The following is a 5,908-nucleotide window of genomic DNA, read 5'->3' as shown; positions in this document are numbered from 1 at the left end:
GGCGGGGAGAGCGGCATGGGATTCCGGTGGGGGCGACGGTGGGCCAGGACAGTGGTGGAGAAGAGCGGAACGGCGGGTGCCGACGGGACGCTGCGGCGGCCCGGATTGGCCGCGGGCAAGCCGCTGGCAGGCAGTTCGCCTGGGGGCCGCAAGCGGCTCGGATGCGGCCCGGTGATTGAATCTTAACAATTATCCCCGGGCCTGCCGGGTGGCCGGTGGCCGTTTTTGCAGACATTTACATCCGTGTAAGCGAAGGTTTCCGGCAACCCGGGGGCGAATGGCGGCCCGGGGGGCGGGGGACCGTGCTACACTGCGCGCCTCGCGTCGCCGTAATCAGTCACGGCGGGCGTCGTGATTTCGTTGAAATCCCTCCGGCCGGGCCCTCTGCCCGCCGCGTGAATTACCCCATCCCCGTAGTTCGCCTCGACTGGTTCGTGCCGCAGCGCACGCAGGGCCCAAGGGCTACCCACCAGGAGCATCCATGCTGTTTACCGATCTCGGCCTCAAGGCCGAAATCCTGCGCGCCATTGCCGAGCAGGGTTACACCGAACCCACCCCCATTCAACAACAAGCCATTCCCGCCGTCCTCGCCGGCCGCGACCTGATGGCCTGCGCCCAGACCGGCACCGGCAAGACCGCCGGTTTCACCCTGCCCATCCTGCAACTGCTGTCCCAGGCCCAGGCCGGCGAAAGCCCCCTCAACCGCCTGGCGCGCAAGCCCCGGGTGCTGATCCTGGCGCCGACCCGGGAACTGGCCCTGCAGGTGGAAGAAAGCGTCCGTACCTACGGCCAGCATCTGCCCCTGAAGTCCATGTCCATGTTCGGCGGTGTCGGCATGAATCCCCAGATCGCCGCCCTGAAGCGCGGCGTGGACATCCTGGTGGCCTGCCCGGGCCGCCTGCTGGACCACATCAACCAGCGCACCCTGGACCTTTCCGGCATCGAAATCCTGGTCCTGGATGAAGCCGACCGCATGCTGGACATGGGCTTCATCCGCGACATCCGCAAGATCCTGGCCCTGTTGCCGCCCAACGGCAAGCGCCAGAACCTGCTCTTCTCCGCCACCTTCTCCGACGAGATCAAGGAGCTGGCCAGGAGCTTCCTGCACGATCCCCAGTCCATCGAAGTGGCCCGCCGCAACACCACCGTGGAAACCGTCAGCCAGAAGGTCATCCACGTGGACCGGGAAAAGAAGAAGGACGTGCTGCTGCACCTCTTCGAGAACCGGGGCTGGAACCAGGTGCTGATCTTCACCCGCACCAAGCACGGCGCCGATGCCCTTTCCCGCCGCCTGGACAAGGAAGGCATCCGCTCCGCCGCCCTGCACGGCAACAAGACCCAGGGCGCCCGGGTGCGGGCCCTGACCGAGTTCAAGGAAGGCAAGCTGGTGGCCCTGGTGGCCACCGACATCGCCGCCCGGGGCATCGACATCGACCAGCTGCCCTATGTGGTGAACTACGAGCTGCCCAATGTGGCCGAGGACTACGTGCACCGCATCGGCCGCACCGGCCGCGCCGGCGCCGAAGGGGAGGCCATCTCCCTGGTCTGCCACGACGAGCGGGACAACCTGCGCAGCATCGAACGCCTGATCAAAAAGGACCTGGAGAAGGAGGTGCTGCCCGGCTTCGAGCCCAGCGCCAACCCGACCCCGGCACCGCCCCAGAACCGTGGCGGCCAGCGCCAGGGCCAGGGACAACGCCAAGGTCAGCGCCAGGGGCAGGGCCAGCCGGGCCGCAGCTTCGGCAACAACGGCGGCGGCAACCGCAGCGGCGGTAACGGCGGCAGTGGCGGCCGTGGCCAGGGTGGCGAAGGCCGCAGTCGCAGCGGCGGCGGTGCCGCCAGCGGCAACGGTGGCACGCCCCGCAGTGGCGGCAACCACCGCAACGGCACCCGGCACCACTAAGCCAGGGCGATCCCCATGAAAAAGGCCGGCGCAGCAATGCGCCGGCCTTTTTTTTCGTCTGGCGCCGGGGCGGCACCCTGGCGGGGCCGTCGTCGCCCCGGCCGTTCAGGAGAGGTCGGGCAGATCGAGTCCCCGATCCCACGGCGCCGGATCGCCGGCAAAGCGCTCGGCGAGGAAGTCCACCAGCAGGCGCAGGGCCAGGGGCTGGTGCTGGCGGGAGAGGTAGATGGCGTGGATGCCCAGCACTTCCGGTTCATGGTCCGGCAGCAGGGGCACCAGGCGACCGGCGCCCAGGTCGTCCCCCAGGTAGTAGGTGGGCAGCATGCCGATGCCGGCGCCACACAGCACGGCCCGCCGCAGCACCGCCGTCTCGTTGGTGTGGAAGCTCCAGTTCACCGGCACCGCAAGGTCGGCGCCGTTGCGCGTGAACCGGTACTGCTTGCCGATGCCGAAGGCGTGGGCGATGCAGCGGTGCCGCTGCAGGTCCTCGGCCGTTTCGGGCTTGCCATATCGTTCCAGGTAGGCGGGCGCGGCACACAGCAGGGAGCGGCAGCGGGCCAGGGGCCGCGCGATCATGGCCGGGTCCAGGGTGTTGGTGATGCGTACCGCCAGATCGACACGTTCCGCCACCAGGTCGGTGGGCTTGTCCCCCACCGAGAGGACGATTTCCACCTGCTCATGCTGCCGCTGGAAGTCTGCCAGGGCCGCCGTCAGCTGGGCGTCGGCAAAGGAGCCGGCGGTGGTGACGCGCAGCACCCCGGCCGGCTCCCGGTTGCGGGCCGCGGCCAGGTGCCGTGCCTCGGTGGCAATGTCCAGCAGTTGCCGGCAGGAGGGCAGGGCGGCGAGGCCGGCATCGGTGAGGCTGACCTTGCGCGTGGTCCGGTGCAGCAGGCGGGCGTCGAACCAGTCCTCCACCGCCGCCAGGTAGCGGCTGACCATCGCCGCCGACATGTCCAGGTGCTCGGCGGCCTGGGTCAGGCTGCCCCGGTCGGCCACTTCAACGAAGACGCGTACTGCGGTCAGGCGGTCCATTTGATCGATTCGTGCAATAAATAATCAACTGGATCGAACTTTATCAACCATTTTGCAATAGATAAAGTTCGCCCTGTCATCACAACCCATCCATGCACGGAGACTTCCATGTTTTCCCTCAAACGCATCGCCCGCTTCGCCATTCCCGCCCTGACCCTCGGCATCGTCGCCCCCGGCCATGCCCAAAGCCAGGGTGCCGCCCGGACTCCGGCGCCGCTGCAGGTGCAGGTGTACAACGCCGACGGCCACAGCTTCCACGTCAATGCGGTGGTGGTGAGCGGCAAGAGCGAAGCCGTGGTCATCGACACCGGCTTCACCCGGGCCGATGCCCTGCGGGTGGCGGCCAATGTGCTGGACAGCGGCAAGACCCTGACGACCATTTTCATCAGCAATGCGGACCCGGATTTCTATTTCGGGGCCGAGGTGCTCAAAGCCCATTTCCCCCAGGCCCGGGTGCTGACCACGCCGGCGGTGCGGGAAAAGATCCAGGCCAAAATGGCCGCCAAGATGGCCTTCTGGGGCCCGAAGATGGGCGCCAACGGGCCCCGTCAGCCGATCGTGCCGGAACTGCTGCAGGGCACCCGCCTCAGCGTCGACGGCGAGACCGTAGAAGTGCGCGGCACCAGCGGCGAGCTGGCCCATCGCCCCTATGTGTGGATTCCGTCGCTGCGGGCGGTGGTCGGCAATATCGCCATCTTCGGCAACCTGCACGTGTGGACCGCCGATACCCGGACGGCGAGCCAGCGCCAGGCCTGGTTCGCCCAGCTGGACGAGATCGAGGCGCTGCAGCCCGCCCTGGTGGTGCCGGGCCACATGGCCCCCGGCACGGCCCTGGACGCCAGCGCCATCGGCTACACCCGCAGCTACCTGCAACGCTTCGACGCGGAAGCTGCCAAAGCCTCCAATGCCGCCGAGCTGATCGCCGCCATGCAGCAGGCCTACCCCCGGGCCGGCCTGGGCGTGGCCCTGGAGATCGGTGCCAAGGTCAACAAGGGCGAGATGCAGTGGTAAGCCCTCAGACCCTGCGCCAGGAGCGTGCCGCAGCCATCCTGGCGGCACGGTCCTGATTTTTCGCCTCCATCCAAGGAATTCCCGAACCATGACGGCCCCGATCCTGCATTACCTCTACGACCCGCTGTGCGGCTGGTGCTATGGCGCCGCCCCTTTGGTGCGGGTAGCCCGCGACGTCCTGCCGGTGCGGCCCCGCAGCGGCGGCATGATGGCCGGCGCCCGGCGCCAGGCGGTGACGCCCCAGCTGCGCGCCTATGTCCAACCTCATGACCAGCGGATCGCCCAGTTGAGCGGCCAGCCCTTCGGCCCTGCCTACACGGACGGCCTGCTCCGGGACAACGGCGCGGTCTTCGACTCCGAGCCGCCCACCGCCGCCATGCTGGCCGCCGAGCAGCTGGCCGGCCGCGGGCTGGACATGCTGGCCCGGTTGCAGGTGGCCCACTATGAAGAAGGCCGTCGCATCGCCGAGCCGTCGGTGCTGGTGGAGTTGGCCGCATCCCTCGGGCTCGATGCCGCGGCCTTTGCCGAGGCCCTGGCGCAACTCTCGGGCGAGGCGGTGCAGGCCCATTTCCGGGAGACCCGGGAATTCATGACCCGGGTCGGCGCCCAGGGCTTTCCCACTTTCGTCCTCGAAACGGCGGAGGGCCTGCAGAGCATCGACGTCTCCGCCTACCTGGGGCGTCCCCAGGCCTTCCAGGAGCGTCTGCGCCAGCGTGCAGGGCTGCCCGCTGGGAGCGCCGCCCAGGCCCCGGGCTGCGGCGTCGACGGTTGTGCCCTGTAAGCCGGGCGTCTGGTCATGAAAAGCAATCTGCAGATCGTTGCCGAGCATTACGCCGCATCGGCCCGGGGGGACCTGGCCGGCATGCTGGCGGACCTGTCGCCGCAGGCGGCCTGGACCGAGATGGCGGGCTTTCCCTGCGCCGGCACCTGGATCGGTGCCGCCGAGGTGGGCACCCATGTCTTCGCTGTTCTCGGCCGCGACTGGGAGGACTACACCTTTGTCCTGGAACGGTTGATCGACGGCGGCGAGGAAGTGGTGGGTATCGGCAGCTACAGCGGCACTTACCGTAAAACCGGCAAGTCGATGCGGGCCCGGGCGACCCATGTGTGGCAGCTTGCCGGCGGCCGGATCGTCGCTTTCGAGCAGTTCACCGACACCCTGCTGGTGGCCCGGGCCATGCAGGCCTGATGGGGACGGCCTGGCTTGGCCGCGGCTGTCCGGAGTTTCAGGTGGCCGCGTCCTGCTCCAGCAGCTTCTGGTAGACGAAGGCGGTGAGGGTGATGCGGTCCTGGGCTTCGCCGCCGACGAATTCCAGGCCGTAGCCGATCATGCCGGGGCCCAGGTCTTCGCCGCCCGGATTGACGGCGCGGATGACCGCATCCAGGGTCACCAGGGAAATGATGTCGGCCAGGGCGATCTTGAAGGAGAGGCGGATGCTGTCGCCCTGGAGCCCCAGGGGATGGGGCGAGGCCAGCATGGCGCCGGAGATGCTGACGTTGCGGATGCTGGCGGCGCAGGCGTCCGGACTTTCCTGGCCCAGGGCGTCGAGGCGGCGGGCGCTGGCGATGAGATTGACCTTGGCCCGGGCGCCGCGGCGCACCACCAGGGCGCGCACGTCTTTGGGATAGGACAGGTGCAGGTAGGGGTAGGGCACGGCCACGGAACGCACCACCGTGGTGGAGAAGGCGTAGGCGTTCTTGCCGGAGAAGGCCCGCACCACGTAATTCTGGCCGTCCCGCACGAAAATGTAGGCGCCGTCCACCTTGGGCGTGCTGACCAGGACGCTGGCGCCCTTGGTGAAGCCGATCAGCTTGACGTAGTGGCGGGCGGCGTTGGCGTCGCCGTTGGGTTGCAGCTGCAGGGCGTCGCCTATCTGCAGGCGGGCTTCGTCCAGGTTGACCCGGTTCTCGGCGGGGATTTCCGGGGCGATGTCCTTGGCGGGGGCGGGATCGGGCATGGTC

The 5,908-nt window shown here is 68.5% G+C and carries 6 protein-coding genes; 4 read left to right on the top strand and 2 right to left on the bottom strand.

Features of this window, described 5'->3' with window-relative positions; translation table 11 throughout:
- The first annotated feature begins 481 nt into the window (after nt 1–481).
- Nucleotides 482–1,903, top strand: coding sequence for a DEAD/DEAH box helicase (locus tag AC1RTA_RS16175; protein WP_014238186.1), 1,422 nt, complete (start codon nt 482–484; stop codon nt 1,901–1,903).
- 105 nt (nt 1,904–2,008) lie between these two features.
- Here the strand turns inward: AC1RTA_RS16175 and AC1RTA_RS16170 are convergent, their stop codons facing one another.
- Nucleotides 2,009–2,935 carry a LysR family transcriptional regulator gene (locus tag AC1RTA_RS16170; protein ID WP_205229920.1) on the bottom strand — a complete coding sequence of 309 codons (927 nt, stop codon included), beginning with the start codon at nt 2,933–2,935 and terminating at the stop codon, nt 2,009–2,011.
- 108 nt (nt 2,936–3,043) lie between these two features.
- Between AC1RTA_RS16170 and AC1RTA_RS16165 the strand changes: the two genes are divergently transcribed.
- From AC1RTA_RS16165 to AC1RTA_RS16155, 3 genes are all read left to right on the top strand, one after another.
- On the top strand, nt 3,044–3,946 hold the full coding sequence (locus tag AC1RTA_RS16165) for an MBL fold metallo-hydrolase (RefSeq protein WP_492785321.1): 903 nt from the start codon (nt 3,044–3,046) through the stop codon (nt 3,944–3,946).
- 88 nt (nt 3,947–4,034) lie between these two features.
- Complete coding sequence (locus AC1RTA_RS16160) at nt 4,035–4,727, top strand: DsbA family protein (protein ID WP_492785320.1); 693 nt, start codon at nt 4,035–4,037, stop codon at nt 4,725–4,727.
- 15 nt (nt 4,728–4,742) lie between these two features.
- On the top strand, nt 4,743–5,135 hold the full coding sequence (locus AC1RTA_RS16155) for a nuclear transport factor 2 family protein (RefSeq protein WP_416244098.1): 393 nt from the start codon (nt 4,743–4,745) through the stop codon (nt 5,133–5,135).
- Between the two features lie 37 nt (nt 5,136–5,172).
- Here the strand turns inward: AC1RTA_RS16155 and AC1RTA_RS16150 are convergent.
- Nucleotides 5,173–5,908: flagellar brake protein (locus AC1RTA_RS16150; protein ID WP_492785319.1), on the bottom strand; the 736-nt coding region annotated here is incomplete at its 5' end.

The sequence above is a fragment of the Azospira sp. MPR-E4 genome (assembly GCF_058809645.1).
Note: the sequence above shows the minus strand (reverse complement) of the source record. Positions and strands in the feature narration are given on the sequence as shown.

Bases quoted from the DNA above. Each gene is read 5' to 3' on its own strand.
- AC1RTA_RS16175 (WP_014238186.1), top strand. From the start codon at position 482: ATGCTGTTTACCGATCTCGGCCTCAAGGCCGAAATCCTGCGCGCCATT.
- AC1RTA_RS16170 (WP_205229920.1), bottom strand. From the start codon at position 2,935: ATGGACCGCCTGACCGCAGTACGCGTCTTCGTTGAAGTGGCCGACCGG.
- AC1RTA_RS16165 (WP_492785321.1), top strand. From the start codon at position 3,044: ATGTTTTCCCTCAAACGCATCGCCCGCTTCGCCATTCCCGCCCTGACC.
- AC1RTA_RS16160 (WP_492785320.1), top strand. From the start codon at position 4,035: ATGACGGCCCCGATCCTGCATTACCTCTACGACCCGCTGTGCGGCTGG.
- AC1RTA_RS16155 (WP_416244098.1), top strand. From the start codon at position 4,743: ATGAAAAGCAATCTGCAGATCGTTGCCGAGCATTACGCCGCATCGGCC.